We start from the raw sequence: 20,300 nt of genomic DNA, 5'->3' as shown, positions 1-20,300 counted from the left end.
ACCAAACTCGCCCGCTAGCCTTGGGGCGTTAGCGAAGGGGAGTAGCCCCAAATCGTCGCGTCGACATACTGGCGAAAGCCCGGCCGGCGGACCGTTCCGAAAGGACGGTGGGTGAGACCTTCGACCGATGTTCAGTGACCAGTCACTGTCCACGCGTCGAAAGGTCGCCCGCAAATGCTCACCGCCACACTGTTAAGCCTCGGAGTGGTTTTCCTTGCCGAACTCGGCGACCGGTCTCAACTCATCACCATGACCTATGCGCTGCGCTACCGCTGGTGGGTGGTGCTGACCGGGGTGGCGATCGCGTCGATCACTGTCCACGGGGTCTCGGTGGCGATCGGCCACTTTCTCGGCACCGCACTGCCTGCGCGCCCGATGGCCTTTGCATCGGCGTTCGCCTTCCTGATTTTTGCCGTGTGGACCTGGCGGGAAGGTGCGGCCGGCGACCACAACGGAACGGCTCCTCGCGCACCGCGATTCGCGCTGCTTACGGTGGTGTCGTCCTTCGTGCTGGCCGAGCTGAGCGACAAGACGACGCTCGCGACCGTGACATTGGCCAGCGATCACAACTGGGCCGGCGTGTGGATCGGCACCACACTGGGAATGATCTTGGCCGACGGGCTGGCCATCGGGGCAGGATTACTGCTGCATCAGCGGCTTCCCGATCAGCTGTTGCACGTCCTGGCCAGCCTGCTGTTCCTGTTATTTGGTTTGTGGATGCTGTTCGACAACGCGCTGGGGTGGCGTTCGGTAGCCGTCGCTGTGACCGCCGCAGTGGCGCTGGCCGCGGCTGCGGGCGCCGTGTCAGTGAGGGTGGCGCAAACTCGTCGGTGGCGGCGGCAGGCGGCGGCGGTCAGCGGAACCTCACCGGACATCGCCTGAGTGGCTGCCCGACTACACCCAACTATTGCCGGCCCTGCCGACGGCCGTTCCGCGGGTTGTCTCGGCAAGCTTGTGACTCCACTGCAGGTCACCCATAACGGGCTGAGCAGAGACGACAGCAAAGGAGTCTGTTGTCGAGTTTCCGTTGTCTGCTGGTTGCCCGAAGCCGCGCATACACGCTTCGCACAGCCCCTTCGATCGCTTCGCCGACCGCGACGGCGGCGTAGCCGCGCACACGTTCTCACGATGTATTCTGCGGATAACCTGTGAAATACGTTCATTTTATGGGCACCCGACGGAATCATTTGGATGCTCATCGGGGGGTTGTCGCCGACCGCTCGGCGCGGTCGTGCCTAATCCGCTCAGGTTTGCACTTGGTTGTGGACACAACTGTCGCTACCATGATCAGCAAATACACATAGATAAGGGTTTGTGCTACAGCCCAGTGGAGGACAAATCGATGAGCACGACGTTCGCCGCCCGCCTGAACCGCCTGTTTGACACGGTGTATCCACCCGGACGGGGGCCGCACACCTCCGCGGAGGTCATCGCGGCGCTCAAGGCGGAGGGCATCACGATGTCGGCTCCCTACCTTTCGCAGCTACGTTCCGGCAACCGCACGAACCCATCGACGGCGACCATGGCCGCGCTTGCCAACTTCTTCCGAATCAAGCCGGCCTACTTCACCGACGACGAGTACTACGAGAAGCTCGACAAGGAATTGCAATGGTTGGCCACCAGCCGAGAGGACGGCGTGCGCCGCATCGCGCTGCGGGCCCACGGCCTGTCTTCCCAGGCGCAGCAGGAGATCTTGGACCGGATCGACGAGTTGCGCCGCGCCGAGCGGCTCGACGCCTGACCGCGCACTCCAGCTAGTCCGTCCACCCGCCCTGACGGAACGCCGACGGCCTGCTCCGATTAGGGTTGGCCCAGCGCTCGCGCATACGCGATAGTCCACGAGATACCGGGAGGCGGCCGGGAATGGGCCTGTTCCGCAAGCGAAAGAGCCGCGCGACTCGCCGCGCCGAAGCCCGAGCGATCAAGAGCCGCGCCAAGCTAGAGGCCAAGCTGTCCGCCAAGAACGAGGCGCGCCACTTCAAGGCCACTCAGCGGGCCGCCGAGAAGGCGCTCAGGGCGCAGCTAAAGGCCCAGCGCGACAGCGACCGAGCTGCGCTGAAGGTCGCCGAGACCGAACTCAAGGCGGCGCGCGAGGGAAAGTTGCTGTCGCCCACGCGGATCCGTCGGGTGCTCACAGTTTCCAGGCTGCTCGCGCCCATCCTGACGCCAGTGATATATCGGGCGGCCATCGCCGCGCGCGGGCTGATCGACCAACGTCGCGCTGATCAGCTCGGGATTCCACTGGCCCAAGTCGGCCAGTTCTCCGGGCACGGCGCTCGGCTGTCGGCTCGCATCGCCGGGTCTGAACAATCGCTGCGGACGGTCCAGGAAAACAAGCCCAAGGACACCGAGACCAAGCAATTCGTGTCAGCGGTCAGCGAACGGCTCTCAGATCTGTCGGCGGCTATCACGGCCGCGGAACACATGCCGGCACCGCGGCGCCGAGCCGCCCACGCCGCGATCTCGTCGCAACTAGACGGTATTGAGGCCGACCTGATGGCGCGCCTCGGGCTGACCTGATTGGTGGAAAGGTGACCGAGCCTGACATCTCATTCCACTGGATTTCGCGCGGCGTGATCGCGATCGCCCTGGCCGCAGCGCTGTATCTTGGCTCGGTTGCGGGCATCCCAACCGCCAGCGCGCATGTTCATGCCAGCTGCGACAATCCGGTGCGCGGTGGCATCTCGATCGTCACCTTCCAGGTGCCCAACGAATCCAACACCGGCGCTGCCACCACGGCGCTCGCCGTCACACTCCCGGATGTGGCGTCGGCGCGTACCGAAACGATGCCCGGGTGGACGGCGAAGCTCGGCCGCGATGCCGTCTCCGGTAGCGTCCGATCGGTGACCTGGACCGCCGCGCCCAACGCCGGGATTCAGCCAGATCAGTTCGGGCTGTTCCGGATATCGGTCCAGCTGCCAGACACCGACTCCGTGAGGTTTCCGACCACCCAGACCTATTCCGACGGTTCGAGCGTCAAGTGGGACCAGCCGCCAGGCTCAACGGGGCCGGGCGGCGCCGAGCCGGAACACCCCGCGCCCACGCTGACACTGGTGGCCGGACCGGTGGCACCACGCGAGCACCACCCGCAGTCGACCACGCTTGCGAACAGACCGCCGGACAACACCGCCCGTTGGTTGGGCGGAGTGGCCCTGCTGATCAGCGCGCTGGGCATCTGTCTGGCATTGGTACGCCGACGGTCATGAGGCGCCTGTTACCGATCGCCTGGGCAGCCGTGCTGCTGGCCGCCCTGACGGTTACCGCGACCCTAATGGCGCAAGTGGCCTCCGCGCACGCTGCCCGAATCGCCGAGGACCCAGCGGACAACGCGGTTCTGACGTCCGGCCCGTCGCAGGTAAGCGCGACCTTCAACGAGCGCCTCCAAACCACGTTCGCGGCCATGACGGTCGTCGGGCCAGATGCCAACATTTGGTCTGCCGACGCACCGACCGTGCGGGGCGCGGTCGTCGCTGTCGGTGTGCGACCGCTTGGACCAGCCGGGCGCTATACCGTGAACTATCGCGTGACCTCTGCGGACGGGCACGTGGTCTCCGGGTCATGGTCGTTTGGACTGACCGTGCCCGGCACCGGGACGCCCGGCCCCGCGGCCGCTGCCAGCGACGAGGGCGGCGACATCCCGACCTGGCCGTTCGCGGTGGGGGCGATAATCGCGGTCGGCGTGGGCGCGTTATGGGCCATCCGGCGGAGACCCTAGCCGACCAGACGTAAGCCGACCCCAAATGTCGAAGCAGCGTGTCCTGGCATGATGGGACCGAGTGCATAGCGACTTAGTGAGCGACGACAAAGCTGCAAAGGAGCGGCCGCATGGCAGACCCCCAGGATCGACCCGACAGCGAACCCGACAGCGCACCGAAGCCCCCGGCCAAGAAGGCAACTCCCCCGGCCGCCAAGAAGGCCGCAAAGGCGCCAGCAAAGAAAGCACCGGCGAAAAAAGCGGCGGCGAAAAAAGCGGCGGCGAAAAAAGCACCCGCCAAAAAGGCACCCGCCAAAAAGCCACCCGGTGTGCAGCCTAGGGCCGAAACCAATGGCCAACTGACCGCTGCCGCCAAAGACGCGGCGGCCCAAGCGAAGTCGACCGTGGATCGTGCCAACAACCCACTTCCCCCGGAAACATCGGCTTCATCGCCACTTCAGTCCCCGTTGCCGTTGGTGGTTGCTATCACCCTTAGCCTGTTGGCCTTGCTGCTGGTCCGGCAGCTGCGGCGCCACTGACCGCGGTGGCACAACCATGACCTTGTCATTCCGGCCGACGGCCGATCTGGTCGACGACATCGGGCCCGACGTGCGCAGCTGTGACGTCCAGTTCCGCCAGTTCGGTGGCCGATCGGAATTCGCCGGGCCGATCAGCACCGTCCGGTGCTTCCAGGACAATGCACTGTTGAAATCGGTGCTGTCGCAGCCGGGCGGCGGCGGAGTCCTGGTGATAGACGGTGCCGGCTCGCTACACACCGCCTTGGTGGGCGATGTGATCGCCGAATTGGCCCGCTCAAACGGTTGGGCCGGCCTGGTCGTTAACGGCGCAGTGCGTGACGCTGCTGCACTAGGTGGCATAGACATCGGCATCAAGGCGTTGGGCACCAATCCCCGCAAGAGCACGAAGACCGGTGCCGGCGAACGCGGCGTCGAAATCACCTTGGGCGGTGTAACGTTCGTGCCCGGTGATATCGCCTACAGCGACGATGACGGCATTGTCATCGTCAAGCCGTAGGGATCCTAAACTGCTACTGCAGCAGGCTTTTTCGCGAACCTCAAACCCTCGTCGTCGATCTTGCCGCGCCGGATCAGGTGGATATCGCGTAGGTAGTTTTGATTCAAACGCCAGGGGGTGCGGGAGCCCTGCTTCGGCAGCTCGTCGAGAGAGCGCAAGACGTAACCCGGGGTGAACTCCATGAACGGCCGCTCCTCGACATTGGTGCCCGGGTGTTCTACCACCACGGTGTCAAACCCGTTGGCGTCCATGTAATTCAGCAGACGACAGGCGAACTCCGACACCAGGTCGGCCTTCAGGGTCCACGACGCATTCGTATAACCAACCGTGTAGACCATATTGGGGATGCCGGACAGCATCATGCCCTTGTAGGCCATCGTCTTGGTCAAATCCACCGGTTGTCCGTCGACGGTGGCGGTCGCACCACCAAAGAGCTGTAGGTTCAAACCGGTTGCGGTGATGATGATGTCGGCCGCCAGTTCGCGGCCCGAGTTGAGCCGAATACCCGTGGGGGTGAACCGGTCGATGGTGTCGGTGACCACGTCAACCTTCCCGTGGCGGATGGCGCGGAACAGGTCGCCGTTGGGCACCAGGCATAACCGCTGCTCCCACGGGTTGTAATGTGGCCCAAAGTGCTTCCGCACGTCGTAACCCTCGGGCAACTGGCGTTGGACCAAGCCCATGAACACTTTCCGCATGCGGCGCGGCCATTTCTGACAGGCCCCGTACACGGCCTGCTGGCGCAACACGTTCTTCCACCGAACGGCGGTGTAGGCCATCCTTTCAGGCAGCCACCGGTTGAGCCGCTTGGCCATGTTGTCCTGTTCCGGTTGAGAGACGATGTAGGTGGGTGAGCGTTGCAGCATCGTGACGTGCTTAGCACCCGAATTTGCCAGCGCCGGAACGAGAGTGACCGAGGTAGCGCCACTGCCGATCACGATGATCTTCTTGTCCGCGTAGTCCAGGTTCTCGGGCCAGTGTTGCGGATGGATGATCGGGCCGGCGAAGTGCTCGGAGCCTGCGAACTTCGGTGAGTAACCTTCGTCGTAGTTGTAATAGCCGCTGCATAAGAAGAGGAACGAGCAGGTCAGCGCGCTTTGCGTGCCGTGGCTTTCGATCTGAACCGTCCAGCAATTTTCGGTGCTCGACCAGTCAGCGCAGATGACCTTCTGGTTGAGCCGGATGTGCTTATCGATGCCATACATCGCGGCTGTGGTCTTGACGTACTCGAGGATCGGCTTGCCATCGGCAATGGCTTGTCGATCTGTCCACGGGCGGAAGCGGAAACCGAGCGTGTACATGTCAGAGTCGGACCGAATTCCTGGGTAGCGGAACAAGTCCCAGGTGCCACCCATGGACTCACGCTTTTCCAGGATCGCGTAGCTCTTGGTCGGACAGCGGTCTTGCAGGTGCCAGGCCGCACTCACACCCGAAATGCCGGCGCCCACGATGACGACGTCAAGGTGCTCAGTCATGATCCCCACGTTATCAACGGTGTGTCGAATTCGTCAACAGTGTGTCGAGCAAAGGAGCGGCGGCCCGGCCGACGTGTGCCGGCGGGTTGGGCGGTCGTAGACGGGGCGGTTGTCAACAACATGTCGAAATTCTCGACACGGAGTAAACTGCCCGCGTGGCCAACTCCTCTGTGAGCCGGGTTTCGCTCAACCGGGGTCGCCGCAATTCGCGGCCATCCGGCGATGAACGCGAATTGGCGATTCTTGCCACCGCTGAACACCTGTTGGAAAACCGGCCGCTAAGCGACATCTCCGTCGACGACCTAGCCAAGGGCGCCGGTATCTCACGGCCCACGTTTTACTTCTATTTCCCATCAAAGGACGCGGTTCTGCTGGCGCTGCTGGATCAGGTGGTCAACGAGGCCGACTCCGCGCTGCAGGCCCTGGTAGAGAACGGCGATGGGGACCGCGACCACATGTGGCGCACCGGTATCAACGTGTTTTTCGAAACATTCGGAGCTCACAAGGCGGTAACCCGAGCCGCCATGGCCGCCAGGGAAGGCGCTCGTGAGTTGCGGGAGCTGTGGTCGACATTCATGCAGAAGTGGATTTCCTTTTCCGCTGCCGGGATCGATGCCGAACGTGACCGCGGTGCCGCGCCCCACACCCTGCCCAGCCAAGAGCTGGCCACGGTCCTCAACCTGATGAACGAACGGGCGTTGTTCGCCTCGTTCGCCAACGAACAGCCCGCGGTCCCCGAGGCGCACGTGCTGGATGCGCTGGTGCACGTCTGGGTGAATAGCATCTACGGCGAAGTTCACTAGCTGTCATACCCCGATGCGAACATGTGTTCGTGCGGTGCGAGGCCTCCATCCTGCACGCAGACCTGGACTCGTTCTACGCCTCCGTCGAACAGCGCGACGACCCGGCGTTGCGGGGCTGCCCGGTGATCGTCGGCGGCGGAGTCGTGCTGGCCGCCAGCTACGAAGCCAAGGCCTACGGCGTGCGTACCGCGATGGGCGGGGCCCAGGCGCGGCGGCTGTGCCCACACGCCGTGGTCGTGCCGCCCCGCATGGCGGCCTACATGCAAGCCAGCGACGCGGTCTTCGAGGTGTTTCGTAACTGCACGCCGCTCGTGGAGCCGCTCTCGGTGGACGAAGCGTTTCTCGATGTGAGCGGTTTGTGGCGGATCGCAGGCACGCCAGTCGAAATCGGAGCACGGCTGCGTGCAGACGTTCGCGATCGTGTAGGCCTTCCGATCACCGTAGGAATTGCCCGGACGAAATTCCTGGCGAAGGTCGCCAGCCAGGAAGCCAAGCCCGACGGACTGCTGCTAGTGCCGCCCGATCAGGAGCTGGCATTTCTGCATCCGCTGCCAGTGCGCCGGCTGTGGGGCGTGGGTGCGGTGACCGCCGAGAAGTTGCATGCGCACGGCATAAAGACGGTCGGCGAGGTCGCCGAGCTCAGCGAGTCGACGCTGGCCTCGATGCTGGGTAGCGCCATGGGCCGCCAACTGTATGCGCTGTCGCGCAATATCGATCGCCGGCGAGTGACCACGGGCGTCCGACGCCGCTCGGTCGGCGCCCAGCGTGCACTCGGCCGGGCCGGCAGCAGCATGTCGCCTGTCGAGATCGACGCGGTGGTGGTCACCCTGATCGATCGCATCACCGGCCGCATGCGAGCGGCCGGGCGCACCGGACGCACGGTGGTGCTGCGCCTGCGGTTCGACGATTTTGGCCGCGCAACCCGGTCACATACGCTGCCCTGGGCCACGTCGTCGAGGCAGCCCATCCTCGCCGCCGCCCGCCGGCTGGTCGCATCGGCCGCGCCAACCATCGCAGAACGTGGTTTGACGCTGATCGGTTTCGCGGTGTCGGGCATCGACCGCAGTGGTGCCCAACAACTGACGCTGCCGTTTGGCGGCGAGGTGCCCGATTCCATTGACGAGGCGGTAGACCAGATTCGCCAGCGCTACGGCAAGTCCGCGGTGACGCGGGCGGTGCTGGTCGGCCGTGACCCGGGCATCGAGATGCCGCACCTACCCGACTGAAGCCCACTCCAATAGTTCATCGGCAGGCCAGGTGTTGACGATGCGGTCGACCGGAATGCCCGCATCCAGCGCGCGTTGCGCCCCGTAGCCCAAGAAATCCAACTGACCGGGCGCGTGCGCGTCGGTGTCGATGCTGAATACGCAGCCGATGTCTCGAGCGAGGTTCATCAGGCGGGTCGGCGGGTCGCGGCGCTCGGGACGGGAGTTGATCTCCACCGCGGTGCCATGGTCACGGCAAGCGGTGAACACCGCCTCGGCGTCGAACTTCGATTCGGGCCGGATGCCGCGGTTTCCGGAAACCAATCGGCCGGTGCAGTGTCCCAGCACGTCGGCCTGGCCGTTGGAAACGGCGCGCACCATCCGGCGAGTCATCGCGGCGGAGTCCATCGACAACTTCGAGTGCACGCTTGCCACCACGATGTCGAGACGATCCAGCAACTCGGGCTCCTGATCCAGGCTGCCGTCCTCGAGAATGTCGACCTCGATGCCGGTGAGAATGCGCATGGGCGCGAATTTTTCGCGCAGCCCCTCGATCTCGTCGAGCTGTTTGCGCAACCGGTCCGCAGCCAGTCCGTTGGCGATCGTCAGCCGCGGCGAGTGGTCGGTCAACGCGCAGTATTCATGACCCAGCGCCGCGGCGGTGGCCATCATCTCCTCGATTGGCGCTGACCCGTCCGACCAGTTCGAGTGCAGGTGCAGGTCCCCGCGCAGCGCCGCCCGGACGTCGCCGCCACCGAGATCCTGAGCAGCAGAACGCAATTCGATCAGGACGTCGGGTTCGCGGCCGGACCAGGCCTGATCGATGACCTTTGCGGTCTTGGGCCCGATGCCCGGTAGCGACTGCCAGCTGGTTGCCTGACCGTGCCCCTCCCGCGCGGCGTCGTCGAGTCTTTCGATGATGTCAGCGGCATTGCGATACGCCATCACGCGCCTGGGATCGTCGCGTTTCCGATCCTTGTAGTAGGCGATCTGCCGCAGCGCGATTACCGGGTCCACATCAGCTGCCCAACAATGAATCCAGCGAAAACCACTGCGAATCCGCCTATCTCGCCGAGGATAAGCAAGCTCATCACCATCCCGGTGCCGCGCACGGGAGGGTCGAATTGGTTTTCGGTGTCCCGCCGGGCGCCGTGGAAGATGTAGCTCGCGATGGCGCCCACAAAGAAGAACACTGCCACCATCGCCGCAGACAGGTTGACCCAGGCCGGCCAGGCGCTGAGTTCGACGAACACCGCGATCAGGAGCGTCGCAAACGCGTAGAGCAGCGCCGCGCGGTGTGCAATGTCGACATAGGGGTGCGCGCGGTGGTCGTCGGTGACCATGATTTGGCGGTACTTCCACACTCCAAGACCAAGCGCGAGAAGAAAGATTAACCCGGTCGCCAGAAGGGTGATGTTGGTATCGATGCGGTCGATTCCAGGCGCGCAGCTCATGGTTCGCTCCAGCTTAGTTGTGCCTTAGAGAGCAGGACTACGGTCGGGCCAACGCGATTCGCGTTCAAAACCTGACCACAACACACCACTTGGGCCGACATGCCGGCCGTCTGGAAGGTGGCCGACGACATCGAGGTCTTCGAGTCCGGGGTGGACATTCGACCACTTCTATCCGATCTTCAGCACACTCTCCGCCCAACTGGGCCTCGGGGAAGGGCGGCTGGGCATCGCGTACATCACCCCGCCACACGCCCCCGCCGTCCTGGAACCACTGCGGAGACCATCAAGGAATCGGGGTTGTGCTAGATAACAACTCGATAAAGCTGAGCAAATTCTTTGCGGAACCGTGCGCACGCAATCCACGCGATTACACGGCGAAGCGCAGCAGTTCCTCAGCGGTTACCAGGCGCTCGTGCTTAGCAGGAAACTCGTGGCTCTTCACCGGGTGACGGAACCATGACCAGGCGATTCGCCCCATTCGTGACCGGGGTACTGGGTTGCTACGCACAGTGGCACTCCTGCGATCGGACAACTCAACCGGGCTCTCACATACGATTCTATGCGACTCCTATGTGATCCAGCCCACAAGTGCTTATTAGACACCCCGCGTCTGGCAAACTCTCGACGACGCGCCGAGCAATTTATCAAATGTTTCTGCTGTGACAGTTGTGACTATCGAAGCGGTGCGGCGGTCGGCTTGATCGGGGCCGGCAGCGCGCTGGAGCCCATCAGATATCGATCCACCCCCGCCGCGGCGGCCCGGCCTTCGGCGATCGCCCAGACGATCAATGACTGGCCGCGGCCCATGTCGCCGGCGACGAATACACCCGGAACCGAGGTGGCGAAGTCGTCATCACGGGCAACATTGCCGCGGTCGGTGAGCTTCACTTCGAGGTCGGTGAGCAGCCCGGGCCTTTCCGGACCGACGAATCCCATCGCCAACAAAACGAGATCGGCTTCGAGCTCGAAGTCAGAACCCTCAACCTTGACGAACTTGCCGTCCTCCATGGTCACTTCATGCACCTTGAGCGCACTCACGTGCCCGTCTTTGCCGACGAACTCCTCGGTGTTGACCGAGAAGACCCGCTCGCCGCCTTCTTCATGCGCCGCCGACACCCGATACATCAACGGGTAGGTCGGCCATGGGGTCGATTCCGCGCGACTGTCGGGTGGACGCGGCATGATCTCGAACTGGTGGATGTTCGCCGCACCTTGGCGGTGCGCGGTTCCCAGGCAGTCGGCCCCGGTGTCACCGCCGCCGATGATGACGACCCGCTTGTCCTTGGCGGTGATCGGCGGCTCGCCGTCCTCGCCCAGGACGTCGTCACCCTCCTGTGCCCGGTTAGCCCACGGCAGGTACTCCATCGCCTGGTGGATGCCGTTCAGCTCGCGGCCCGGGATCGGCAGCTCACGCCAGGCGGTGGCGCCGCCAGCCAGCACCACCGCATCGAAGCCGGCTAGCAGCTGGTCGGCGGTGATGTCGACGCCAACGTTGACGCCGGCCCGGAATTCGGTGCCCTCGGCCCGCATCTGTTCCAGGCGTCGGTCGAGGATGCGTTTTTCCATCTTAAACTCGGGGATGCCGTAGCGCAGCAGCCCGCCGATACGGTCGTCACGCTCAAAGACGGTGACTTTGTGCCCCGCACGCGTGAGCTGCTGGGCGGCGGCCAGGCCGGCCGGACCCGAACCCACAACGGCGACCGTCTTGCCGGTCTCGCAATGCGGCCGCACCGGCTCCACCCAGCCTTCGTCGAAGGCCTTGTCGATGATCTCCAGCTCGATCTGTTTGATCGTCACCGGATCCTGGTTGATGCCGAGCACGCACGCAGGCTCGCACGGGGCCGGACACAGCCGACCCGTGAAGTCGGGGAAGTTGTTGGTGGCGTGCAGCCGTTCGATCGCGTCCCGCCAACGGCCCCTGCGCACCAGGTCATTCCACTCCGGGATCAGGTTGCCCAGCGGACAACCGTGGTGGCAGAACGGAATACCGCAGTCCATGCAGCGAGTCGCCTGCTGGCGCAAGGTCCCCTCGTTGAACTCTTCGTAGACCTCGTTCCAGTCGCGCAGCCGCAGGGGCACCGGCCGCCGCTTCGGCAACTCGCGGCGGGTGTACTTCAGGAAGCCGGTTGGATCAGCCATGAGCCGCCGCCATGATCGCCTTGTCAATGTCAACGCCGTCACGTTCGGCTTCCGCGATCGCCTGCAGCACCCGCTTGTAGTCGCGCGGCATCACCTTGACGAAGTGCCGTTGCTGCCCGGGCCAGTCAGCCAGGATCCGCTGCGCAACAGCGGAATCGGTGGCATCGATGTGCGCCTGGATGAAGCCGTGCAAGAAGTCCACATCGTCAACATCGAGTGCCTCGACCTCGACCATCTCGGTATTGAGGTTGGCCGGAAGTTCACCGTGCGGGTCGTAAACGTAGGCCACACCACCCGACATGCCAGCGGCGAAGTTGCGTCCGGTGCGGCCAAGGATGACCACCCGACCCCCGGTCATGTATTCGCAACCGTGATCGCCCACGCCCTCGACCACCGCGTGTGCGCCGGAGTTGCGGACCGCGAACCGCTCCCCCACCACACCGCGCAGGAAGACCTCTCCACTGGTGGCGCCGAACAGAATCACGTTGCCGCCGATGATGTTTTCCTCAGCAACATAGTCCTGCGGCGCATTGTCCGACGGCCGCACCACAATCCGACCACCGGACAGGCCCTTGCCGACATAGTCGTTCGCATCGCCGTAGACACGCAACGTAATCCCCCGCGGCACAAAGGCGCCAAAGCTGTTCCCCGCCGATCCTTCGAACGTGATATCGATGGTGCCGTCCGGCAGGCCTTGGCCGCCATAGGCTTTGGTCACCTCGTGGCCCAGCATGGTGCCCACCGTACGGTTGACATTGCCAATTGTCGTCGAAAACCGGACGGGTGAACCGGCGTCTAGCGCCTCTCTGCTCATCACGATCAGCTGCTGGTCGAGCGCCTTGTCCAGGCCGTGGTCCTGGCGCGAGCTGCAGTACAGATCCTGGTTCATGAAGGCCGACTCCGGCTCATGCAACACTGGCGTCAGGTCCAGCTTGTGCGCCTTCCAGTGCGCCCGCGCCAGCGTGGTGTCCAGCGCTCCGGCCTGACCGACGGCCTCATTCAGTGTCCGGAAGCCCAACTGCGCCATATACTCCCGCACTTCTTCGGCGATGAACATGAAGAAGTTCTCGACGAACTCGGGCTTGCCGGTGAATCGTTCACGCAGCACGGGGTTCTGGGTGGCCACGCCGACGGGGCAGGTGTCTAGGTGACATACCCGCATCATGATGCAGCCGGCGACCACCAGCGGGGCGGTGGCGAAGCCGAACTCCTCGGCGCCGAGCAGCGTTGCGATCATCACGTCGCGGCCGGTCTTGAGCTGACCGTCCACCTGGACCACGATCCGGTCGCGTAACCCGTTGAGCAGCAACGTTTGCTGCGTTTCCGCCAGGCCTAACTCCCACGGCGCGCCGGCATGCTTCATCGATGTCAACGGGGTTGCGCCGGTGCCACCGTCATGGCCCGAAATCAGGACTACGTCGGCGTGTGCCTTGGAAACACCCGCGGCAACGGTCCCCACGCCGTTCTCGGAGACCAGCTTGACGTGAACCCGAGCGGACGGGTTGGCGTTCTTGAGGTCGTGGATGAGCTGCGCCAAGTCTTCAATCGAGTAGATGTCGTGGTGCGGCGGCGGCGAGATCAGGCCGACGCCGGGTGTGGAGTGGCGGACTTTGGCGACCCATGGATACACCTTGTGTCCCGGAAGTTGTCCTCCCTCACCGGGTTTCGCGCCCTGGGCCATCTTGATCTGGATGTCGGTGCAGTTGGTCAGGTAGTGCGAGGTGACCCCGAACCGGGCTGAGGCCACCTGCTTGATCGCGCTGCGGCGCCAATCACCATTGGGGTCGTGCTCAAATCGCTTGACGTCCTCCCCGCCTTCACCGCAGTTTGACCGGCCCCCCAGCCGGTTCATCGCAATGGCGAGTGTCTCGTGCGCTTCGGCGGAGATCGAGCCGTAGCTCATCGCGCCCGTCGAGAAACGCTTGACGATTTCGCTGGCGGGCTCGACCTCGTCCAGCGGAACCGGCGGACGCACACCCGCGCGGAACTTGAGGAGTCCACGCAACGACGCCATCCGCTCGCTTTGGTCGTCGACGAGACGGGTGTACTCCTTGAAGATCTTGTACTGACCGGTCCGCGTGGCGTGCTGCAGCTTGAACACGGTTTCTGGGTTGAACAGGTGGTACTCGCCCTCCCGACGCCACTGGTATTCCCCACCGACTTCGAGCTCGCGGTGCGCCCGTTCGTCCGGACGGTCCAGGTAAGCCAGCGCGTGGCGGGCAGCGACGTCTGCGGCGATGTCGTCCAGCGTGATTCCGCCGGTTGCACAAACCAATCCGGTGAAGTACTCGTCCAGAACTTCCTCGGAGACACCGACCGCCTGGAACAGCTGCGCGCCGGTGTAGGACGCCAGCGTCGAAATGCCCATCTTGGACATGACTTTCAGAACGCCCTTGCCGGCGGCCTTGACGTAGTTCTGCAACGCCGTGTTGCGGTCAATCCCATCCCCGAGGCCATCCAAGAGACCCCGGTCGAGCATGTCCTCGATCGACTCGAACACCAGGTAGGGGTTGACTGCGGCCGCCCCGCAACCGACCAGCATCGCCATGTGGTGGACCTCGCGGGCATCGCCGGATTCGACCACCAGGCCCACATGGGTGCGGGTCCGATCGCGCACCAAATGGTGGTGCACACCGGCAACGGCGAGCAGTGACGGAATCGGAGCCAGCTGTTCGTCGGAATTGCGGTCGGACAAAATGATCATCCGGGCGCCGTCGGCGATCGCCGCCGACGCCTGCGCACGCACCTCGTCCATCGCGGCGGCCAGCCCGGCGCCGCCCTCGGCGACCGGGTACAGGCAGTGAATCACCTTGGACCGCATGCCATGCGGACGTCCGTTGACCTCGTCGTCGGGGTTGAGGTTGATCAACTTGGCCAACTCGTAATTACGCAGGACGGGCTGGGGCAACAGGATCTGATGGCAGGAGTTTTCGTCCGGGTTGAGCAGGTCGCGCTCGCCGCCGGTGGTTCCCTGAAGGCTGGTCACCACTTCCTCGCGAATGGCATCCAGCGGCGGGTTGGTCACCTGAGCGAACAACTGGTGGAAGTAGTCGTACAACATCCGAGGACGCCGTGACAGCACCGCGATCGGGGTATCGGTGCCCATCGATCCGATCGGCTCGACGCCGGTGCGCACCATCGGTGCCACCAGCAGATTAAGTTCCTCATAGGTGTACCCGAAGGCCTGCTGTCGCATGACGAGTCGGTGGTGGGGCATGCGGACGTATTTGTTCGCCGGCAGCTTGTCGATGGGCACCAGGCCCTTGTCGAGCCATTCCTGGTAGGGGTGCTCGGCGGCCAGCTCGGCCTTGATCTCCTCGTCGGAGACGATGCGGCCCTGGGTCGTGTCCACCAGGAACATGCGGCCGGGCTGCAGCCGCATCCGCTGAACCACCGTGGACGGATCCAGGTCCAGCACGCCGGCCTCGGAGGCCATGACGACCAGGCCGTCGGCGGTGACCCAGATGCGCGACGGGCGCAGGCCGTTGCGGTCGAGCACCGCGCCCACGATGGTGCCGTCGGTAAACGTCATCGACGCCGGGCCGTCCCAAGGCTCCATCAAGGATGCGTGGTACTGGTAAAACGCCCGTCGCGCGGGGTCCATCGACTCATGGCGTTCCCAGGCCTCCGGGATCATCATCAGCACCGCGTGGGCCAGGCTGCGTCCGCCCAGGTGCAGCAATTCGAGCACCTCGTCGAAGCGCGCGGTGTCGGAGGCGCCCGGTGTGCAGATCGGGAACAGCTTCTCGACATCGGCTTCGGACCCGAAGATGTCGGTCTTGATCAACGCCTCACGAGCCCGCATCCAGTTCTCGTTGCCGGTGACGGTGTTGATCTCACCGTTGTGGGCAATGCGCCGGAAAGGATGTGCCAGCGGCCACGACGGGAAGGTGTTCGTGGAGAACCGGGAATGCACAATGCCCAGGGCGCTCGTCAGCCGCTCATCCTGCAGGTCGAGGTAGAACGCCTTGAGCTGCGGGGTGGTCAGCATGCCCTTATAGACGAACGTCTGGCCGGACAGGCTCGGGAAGTACACGGTTTCGCGGCCGGGTCCGTCCTGTCCGGGCCCCTTGGTGCCAAGCTCATGCTCGGCGCGCTTGCGAACCACGTAGGCACGCCGTTCCAGCGTCATATCAGACGCTCCCGCCAGAAACACCTGGCGGAACGTTGGCATCGCGTCGCGAGACAGCGCTCCCAGCGACGAGTCATCGATGGGCACGTTCCGCCAGCCCAGCACCTCCAGGCCCTCGGCTTCGGCGATCTTCTCCACCGCGGCGCAGGCCGCCGCGGCATCCTTGGACGACTGCGGCAAGAAGGCGATACCGGTGGCGTAGCTGCCCGGGGCGGGCAGCTCGAAGTCCACGACCTCCCGGAGGAACGTATCCGGGACTTGAATCAGGATGCCCGCGCCGTCACCGCTGCGCGGTTCGGCACCCTGAGCGCCGCGATGTTCAAGGTTGAGCAGCGCGGTGATCGCCTTATCCACAATGTCGCGGCTACGCCGACCGTGCATGTCGACGACCATGGCGACCCCGCACGAATCGTGTTCGAATGCGGGGTTGTACAGCCCTTGGGAGCCCGAGCGCTTGGGCGCCATTCCCACCTAACCCTTCACCAGACTTCTGCACGGCCTCATCATCGGCTCCGCCAGGCCCCTCCCAGAGGTTGCGGGCTGGACCTCTTCGGCTTGTCGATAGGCTGTTCGACAGGCGGAGATGGTCCGGTTATTGATTCGTCCGTGCAGCGTTGAACGGTGGCCGTTTAACCGGTCTCGACAAGTCGTAAAACGATATGACAAAACCCGCCTGACATGCCAACTTCCCCAATAGTAACCTGCCGCCTGGCGGCAACGTAAATTCGCTGTAACTGCTGATCGACAGCATCGCGGTGTGCCGTTCAGCTCCCGGCAAGCTGCCCACGGTGGTGGTGACCGCGACGTGCCATCGGCCACACCAACCGCTTAACCAAGTTTGCTACGAACTCGGTTTGCCGGCCTGTCATCACGATCGCCCGAATCGCAAGCGCACGTCACACTGGCAACACGCCGCACGATAAGGCATGGCAGCACCCGCGGCCGGAGGCGCCGTCTGGAACGCTCGCGGCATCGCGACGGCGTCGCGCCGCACCAGGCCCGAGTTTGCACAATACTAATAGGACTCTAAAACCGGCTGGGCAAGGTCGGTACAGGTTTTCCGTCAGGATACTGGTTCGTGGACCGTGGGGTTTCAGGCGGGAGCTACCCGCGGTCGGCCACAGGCGCGACGATCAGTTGCCCGTCACCTGAGGAGCCCATGAACGTGCGCGATGAATTCCTGCGGGACCGGGTGCGGCCCGTCCAACCCGACACCCCTGCCGCGCGCCCGCCCGCTGCGCGGTCCGGAGATTCCGGCACGGTGCCCCCACCTGTTCCAGCGGCCCCGCGACGTGCACCTGTCGCTCCGCCTCCTCCAGCGCGAGGTCCGCTACCGCCGCCCAGACCAACCGCGAGAGCACCGCACCCACCGGAACCCCGACCGCGTCCGTCCGCGCCCCCACCGCCTCTCCGTGTTTTTTCTTCAATGTCCCGCGCCCCCCCGACCTCTCCCCAGGGGGCTTCGCCGGCAGCGTCAGATGTTTATAAGACCCACCCCCCGCCTCCGCCGCCCCAACCGGGCGCCGCGGCGGCCCCGCCCGCTCCGTGGGCCGATCGGGCTGTCTCCCCGCAACGCCCGCGGACACAACCCGCCGACCGCGGCTGGCGGCGCATCGTCCGGGCGGCGACCTTCGGCCTAATTAGCCCTGGCCCATCGCCCGCGCAACGCGAGGCCGCGCAATTCGAAAAGGCAATCCGAAGCGTCCTGCACGGCAACCACAAGGTCGGCGTGCTGGGCAAGGGCGGTGTCGGGAAAACGTCTGTCGCAGCCAGCGTCGGATCGATCCTCGCCGAACTGCGCCAGCAGGACCGCATCGTCGCGATCGACGCCGACACCGCCTTCGGCCGGCTGAGCAGTCGAATCGATCCGCGGGCAACCGGTTCGTTCTGGGAACTGACCGCAGACAAGAACCTGCAGTCGTTCACCGACATGACCGCCCGTGTTGGCCGAAATTCCGTCGGGCTGCATGTCCTTGGTGGTGAGCCGGCGTCCGGACCGCGCCGAGTGCTCGACCCGGCGATCTACCGGGAAGCCGTCCTGCGGCTGGATCGCCATTTCGCGATCTCGGTCATCGACTGCGGTTCGACGATGGATGCCGGGGTAACCCAAGAAGTCCTGCGCGACCTGGACGCACTGATCGTGGTGTCCTCACCGTGGGCGGATGGGGCCTCGGCAGCGGCGAAGACCATGGAGTGGCTGTCAGATCGGGGCCTCACCAGTTTGTTGCAACGCAGCATCGTCGTACTCAACGATTCCGACGGACATGCCGACAAGCGCACCCGGGCGTTACTGGCTCGCGAATTCGTTGATCACGGCCAGCCTGTGGTCGAGGTGCCCTTCGATCCCCACCTACGGCCTGGCGGTGTCATCGATGTGGTCCACGAAATGGCCCCCGCCACACGACTCAAGTTCTTACAGATCGCGGCGACGATCACGGGCTACTTCGCGTCAGGTGCCTGAGACGTCGTCACGTCCGCCACACCGGCCGCGGTCGTTGGCGCTGCCGGAAATGGGTGTTCGTGTGCCCGGCTCCAAGCGACACCCTGGCATCATCACACTCGCGCCGATGGATCGGCCGTCGCTTCAATCTTGGTGACGAAGCCGCCGCGGATCGTCAACACGATGACAGCAAAGAGCCGCCGTTCGGCGAATGCCAGTACCACCGGCAGTCCGGCGGGACCACTGACCAGCGTCACGCCCGGCCCCAGATAGCGAAGCAGGTTTGTGCCGACCTGGTGTGGCCCATGGTTGACCTGTGGTGGCGGCGGCGGCTCGGCGAGAACCGTACCCACCCCCCAGACGGTCGGATCCAGGACTGCGGTCAACGCGGCAATGTCGCCGTTGGCGCATGCGGTGATGAATTTCTCGGTGACGAGCTGGTGCTCTGCGGGGTCGACCTTCCCCAACTTCGGTTGTGCCGCAGTGAACTTGGCCCGCGCGCGGCGCGCCAGCTGACGGCAGGTACCAACCGGGCGGCCGACGGTTTCGGCAATTGTGTCAAACGGGACTGCGAACACGTCGTGCAGCACGAACGCCACTCGTTCCCCGGGACTCAGCCTGCGCAGGACTTCGAGGAGCGCAGCGTGGATCTCGTCGTCGAGAGTGATGCGGTCTGCGGGGTCCAGGTGCTGGCCCTCTTGTTCGATGTCACTCGGGTCACCCGGGTTCTCATATCGGGCTCGCGCCGAACGCACCTGATCGAGACAGAGCCGACTGGTCACCACGGTGAGCCAGCCGCGGACGTCGTCGATCTGGCCCGGGTTAGCACGTGACAGCCGCAGAAATGCTTCTTGCGCAACATCTTCGGCGTCGCCGACGTCTCCGAGTATTTGGTATCCGAGGTTGACCAGATACGGGCGGTGACGGCGCCAGGCCTCGACCACCTGATCACTCGGCGACGGCGATTGGTTCATGACTCATCGACGATTTGGTGGCGGAAAAAGTTACTCGTGCCGACTGTAACTTTCCCACCTCGAGTCCCGTCCTGAGAAGAGAGCACATTCTCAGCTGCAAAGGAGCCATCCCATGACCATTGTCGTTACCGGCGCGACCGGCAATGTTGGTCGCCCACTCGTTGCCGAACTTGTCGCCGCGGGCGCACGCGTGCGCGCGATCACCCGCACAGCCGACACCGCCGACTTCCCCGACGGGGTCGAAGTGGTCCGATCGGTCGCCGATGCGATCCGGGGAGCATCGGCGGTGTTTCTCAACTCCCGCGCCTTGGGGCCGGGCATGGCCGACGTGGTGGCCCTATCCGCGGCGGCCGGGGTTACCAAGCTGGTTGCGCTGTCGGCAATCAACGCCGACGACGATTTCGCCAGGCAGCCATCACGCTATCGCGGGGACCGCAACAAGGAGGTCGAACAGCTCGCCGTCGACTCCGGGTTGGCGTGGGTGAGCCTGCGGCCCAGCGTCTTTGCGACGAACTTCGCCGGCATGTGGTCGGCGCAGGTCCGCGCCGGTGACGTGGTGGCCGGACCGTATGCCGCGGCGTCCACGGCGCCGATCGTGGAAAGCGACATTTCCGCGGTCGCAGCCCGGGCGTTGCTCACCGACGACCTTGTCGGGCAGAAGATCCCGCTGACCGGTCCGCAGACATTGACCAACGCAGAGCTGGTCGAGATCATCGGCGGCGTCTTGAAACGCCCGCTGCATTATCGGGAAGTACCACCGGACGCGGTGCGGCAACGGTTTGTTGGCTTGGGTTTTTCCGCCGAATTCGCTGACGCATATCTCGCCATGCTCGCTGCTTCGCTCGACAAACCCGCGTTGGTCACCCACGACGTGGAGAAGATCCTCGACCGTCCGGCGCTGACGTTCGCACATTGGGTGTCCCTCCACAGCGCAATGTTCACGAACTAG

Annotated in this window: 17 protein-coding genes and 1 pseudogene; 12 read left to right on the top strand and 6 right to left on the bottom strand. The window is 64.5% G+C overall.

Annotated elements, in window-relative coordinates; genetic code table 11:
- The first annotated feature begins 174 nt into the window (after positions 1–174).
- The 7 genes from MSIMFI_RS06675 to rraA all read left to right on the top strand — a co-directional run bounded on the left by MSIMFI_RS06675 (position 175) and on the right by rraA (position 4,729).
- A complete protein-coding gene (locus MSIMFI_RS06675; protein WP_191496614.1) occupies positions 175–882 on the top strand; it encodes a TMEM165/GDT1 family protein in 708 nt (235 codons plus the stop codon).
- Positions 883–1,342: 460 nt separating this feature from the next.
- Positions 1,343–1,741, top strand: a complete 399-nt coding sequence (locus MSIMFI_RS06670; protein ID WP_186245361.1) for a transcriptional regulator — start codon at positions 1,343–1,345, stop codon at positions 1,739–1,741.
- Between the two features lie 122 nt (positions 1,742–1,863).
- The gene (locus MSIMFI_RS06665) at positions 1,864–2,520 is read left to right on the top strand and encodes a DUF6474 family protein (protein ID WP_191496613.1); all 657 of its coding nucleotides are present in this window, start codon (positions 1,864–1,866) and stop codon (positions 2,518–2,520) included.
- A gap of 26 nt (positions 2,521–2,546) precedes the next feature.
- A complete protein-coding gene (locus tag MSIMFI_RS06660; RefSeq protein ID WP_191498060.1) occupies positions 2,547–3,206 on the top strand; it encodes a YcnI family copper-binding membrane protein in 660 nt (219 codons plus the stop codon).
- The gene (locus MSIMFI_RS06655; RefSeq protein ID WP_191496612.1) at positions 3,203–3,715 is read left to right on the top strand and encodes a copper resistance CopC family protein; all 513 of its coding nucleotides are present in this window, start codon (positions 3,203–3,205) and stop codon (positions 3,713–3,715) included. Before MSIMFI_RS06660 ends, MSIMFI_RS06655 begins: the two co-directional genes overlap by 4 nt.
- A gap of 110 nt (positions 3,716–3,825) precedes the next feature.
- Positions 3,826–4,233: an Rv3852 family protein gene (locus tag MSIMFI_RS28890; RefSeq protein ID WP_191496611.1), complete on the top strand. Its 408-nt coding sequence runs from the start codon at positions 3,826–3,828 to the stop codon at positions 4,231–4,233.
- Between the two features lie 16 nt (positions 4,234–4,249).
- Positions 4,250–4,729 carry a ribonuclease E activity regulator RraA gene (gene rraA, locus MSIMFI_RS06645; RefSeq protein WP_191496610.1) on the top strand — a complete coding sequence of 160 codons (480 nt, stop codon included), beginning with the start codon at positions 4,250–4,252 and terminating at the stop codon, positions 4,727–4,729.
- A gap of 5 nt (positions 4,730–4,734) precedes the next feature.
- Here the strand turns inward: rraA and MSIMFI_RS06640 are convergent, their stop codons facing one another.
- Positions 4,735–6,204, bottom strand: coding sequence for a flavin-containing monooxygenase (locus MSIMFI_RS06640; RefSeq protein ID WP_191496609.1), 1,470 nt, complete (start codon positions 6,202–6,204; stop codon positions 4,735–4,737).
- 155 nt (positions 6,205–6,359) lie between these two features.
- On the opposite strand from MSIMFI_RS06640, the gene MSIMFI_RS06635 reads away from it, so the two are divergent.
- Together MSIMFI_RS06635 and dinB are read left to right on the top strand one after the other, a co-directional pair.
- Positions 6,360–7,007 carry a TetR/AcrR family transcriptional regulator gene (locus MSIMFI_RS06635; protein WP_191496608.1) on the top strand — a complete coding sequence of 216 codons (648 nt, stop codon included), beginning with the start codon at positions 6,360–6,362 and terminating at the stop codon, positions 7,005–7,007.
- Between the two features lie 23 nt (positions 7,008–7,030).
- On the top strand, positions 7,031–8,233 hold the full coding sequence (gene dinB, locus MSIMFI_RS06630; protein WP_191496607.1) for a DNA polymerase IV: 1,203 nt from the start codon (positions 7,031–7,033) through the stop codon (positions 8,231–8,233).
- Here dinB and MSIMFI_RS06625 read toward each other — a convergent pair.
- Positions 8,222–9,229 (bottom strand): PHP domain-containing protein, encoded by a 1,008-nt coding sequence (locus MSIMFI_RS06625; RefSeq protein WP_191496606.1) that lies wholly within the window; start codon positions 9,227–9,229, stop codon positions 8,222–8,224. The two genes, dinB and MSIMFI_RS06625, sit on opposite strands and share 12 nt — an antisense overlap.
- Positions 9,217–9,666, bottom strand: a complete 450-nt coding sequence (locus MSIMFI_RS06620; RefSeq protein WP_191496605.1) for a hypothetical protein — start codon at positions 9,664–9,666, stop codon at positions 9,217–9,219. The genes MSIMFI_RS06625 and MSIMFI_RS06620 overlap by 13 nt, the downstream gene beginning before the upstream one ends.
- Before the next feature lie 99 nt (positions 9,667–9,765).
- On the opposite strand from MSIMFI_RS06620, the pseudogene MSIMFI_RS06615 reads away from it, so the two are divergent.
- Positions 9,766–9,850, top strand: a pseudogene (locus MSIMFI_RS06615) (LLM class F420-dependent oxidoreductase); the annotation flags it as partial.
- A gap of 488 nt (positions 9,851–10,338) precedes the next feature.
- Here MSIMFI_RS06615 and MSIMFI_RS06610 read toward each other — a convergent pair.
- Positions 10,339–11,805, bottom strand: a complete 1,467-nt coding sequence (locus MSIMFI_RS06610) for a glutamate synthase subunit beta (protein ID WP_191496604.1) — start codon at positions 11,803–11,805, stop codon at positions 10,339–10,341.
- Positions 11,798–16,402 (bottom strand): glutamate synthase large subunit, encoded by a 4,605-nt coding sequence (gene gltB / locus MSIMFI_RS06605; protein ID WP_191496603.1) that lies wholly within the window; start codon positions 16,400–16,402, stop codon positions 11,798–11,800. Before gltB ends, MSIMFI_RS06610 begins: the two co-directional genes overlap by 8 nt.
- 694 nt (positions 16,403–17,096) lie before the next feature.
- Between gltB and MSIMFI_RS06600 the strand changes: the two genes are divergently transcribed.
- Positions 17,097–18,398, top strand: coding sequence for a MinD/ParA family ATP-binding protein (locus MSIMFI_RS06600; RefSeq protein ID WP_191496602.1), 1,302 nt, complete (start codon positions 17,097–17,099; stop codon positions 18,396–18,398).
- A gap of 92 nt (positions 18,399–18,490) precedes the next feature.
- Here MSIMFI_RS06600 and sigI read toward each other — a convergent pair whose 3' ends face one another.
- Positions 18,491–19,351 (bottom strand): RNA polymerase sigma factor SigI, encoded by an 861-nt coding sequence (gene sigI, locus MSIMFI_RS06595; RefSeq protein WP_191496601.1) that lies wholly within the window; start codon positions 19,349–19,351, stop codon positions 18,491–18,493.
- Positions 19,352–19,463: 112 nt separating this feature from the next.
- Here sigI and MSIMFI_RS06590 point away from each other — a divergent pair, with 112 nt between their 5' ends.
- Complete coding sequence (locus MSIMFI_RS06590) at positions 19,464–20,300, top strand: NmrA family NAD(P)-binding protein (RefSeq protein ID WP_191496600.1); 837 nt, start codon at positions 19,464–19,466, stop codon at positions 20,298–20,300.

Origin of the sequence: Mycobacterium simulans, from assembly GCF_900232995.1 — a bacterium.
Taxonomy (GTDB): Bacteria; Actinomycetota; Actinomycetes; order Mycobacteriales; family Mycobacteriaceae; genus Mycobacterium; species Mycobacterium simulans.
The sequence above is the reverse complement of the archived record's forward strand: the minus strand, read 5'-3'. Positions and strand labels throughout refer to the sequence as shown.